This window comes from Xanthobacter sp. BG11Y11_SDJG (assembly GCF_057364445.1).
In genome coordinates this window covers 1-1,285 of record NZ_JBNFNU010000681.1, presented here as the reverse complement: position 1 = coordinate 1,285, position 1,285 = coordinate 1, and the positions used below count along the sequence as shown (strand labels likewise).

2 protein-coding genes are annotated in these 1,285 nt (G+C 72.8%); one reads left to right on the top strand and one right to left on the bottom strand.

What is annotated here, in order from left to right:
• Nucleotides 1–155: 155 nt before the first annotated feature.
• Nucleotides 156–947, top strand: coding sequence for an SDR family NAD(P)-dependent oxidoreductase (locus AC2W7M_RS25720; RefSeq protein WP_486135956.1), 792 nt, complete (start codon nucleotides 156–158; stop codon nucleotides 945–947).
• A gap of 18 nt (nucleotides 948–965) precedes the next feature.
• Here AC2W7M_RS25720 and AC2W7M_RS25715 read toward each other — a convergent pair.
• Nucleotides 966–1,285 (bottom strand): hypothetical protein (locus AC2W7M_RS25715; RefSeq protein WP_486135955.1); only part of this gene is annotated, 320 nt, incomplete at its 5' end.

Genomic DNA, 1,285 nt, shown 5'->3' with positions numbered 1-1,285 from the left:
GATGCTGCTCTCGGTGCGCGAGGTGTTCGGCACCGATCTGCCCGCCGACCCGCGCTTTGCCGAGGCGGTCACGGCGGCGCTCGACGACGTGATCCGCGGCGGGGCCGCGGGCGCCGTGGGCCGGATGGTCACGCGCTAGAACCGGGAGAGACACGATGCCGACCGCTTCCACACCCGTCCCCGTCTTCCCCGACCTCGCCGGCAAGGCGGTGCTCGTCACCGGCGCCTCCACCGGCATCGGCGCGGCGGCGGCCGAGGCTTTCGCCGCCAACGGCGCCAAGGTCGCGGTCCACTACAATGCCAGCCGCGACAAGGCGGAAGCCGTGGCGCCCCGCATCCGTGCCGCGGGCGGCACCGCCCTTCTGGTGGCGGGCGACGTCACCGCGCCGGACGCGCCGGACCGCATCGTCCGCGCGGCGGCGGAGGGGCTCGGCGGGCTCGATGTGCTGGTGAACAATGCCGGCGGCCTGGTGAAGCGCGTGCCTGCCGCCGCCTATGACGACGCTTACATCAGCGAGGTCTTCGACCTGAACGTGCGCCAGGTGATCCACTTCGTGCGGCGCGGCGCCGAGGTGATGACCGCGCAGGGGCGCGGCGGCGCCATCATCAATGTCTCGTCGGTGGCGGCGCGCACCGGCGGCGGCGGCGGGGCGGTGCTCTATGCGGCCGCGAAGGGCTTCATCTCCACCGCCACCCATGGCTGGGCCAAGGAGCTGATCGGCGCCGGCATCCGCGTCAATGCGGTGGCGCCCGGGGTGATCGAGACCCCGTTCCATGAGCGCTATTCGACGCCGCAAATGCTGGACGCGATGAAGGCGTCCATCCCCGCCGGCCGCCTCGGCGGGCCGCAGGAATGCGCCGCCGCCTTCCTCTTCCTCGCCTCGGCGGCGAGCGCCTATGTCATCGGCCAGGTGATCGAGGTGAACGGCGGCCAGTACATGCCGTGAGCGGCCACGCGCGGCGGCTCAGTTGCCGCCGTCGTTGTCGGCCTCGTCGCAGGTATAGCCGATGAAGCAGCGGGGATTGTCGTCGGTGGGCACCCAGGCGGGCGTGCCCACCTGGTCCTCCTGGCACAGGCTCTGGTCGCGCACATAACGCTGCGCGTTGCCGCCGCCGATCGGGATCAGCACGAAGCCGTTGCGCTGCACCATGGCCTGGAGCGGACCGCAGGTGGAGGGCGGCACCGGGATCGCCATATAGCCCGCCGGCGGCGCACCGCCATAGATCGCCGTGCCGTCCGGCGGCACCGGCACGCCCTGCGCGCCGAGGTCCGGCGGCGGCGTGA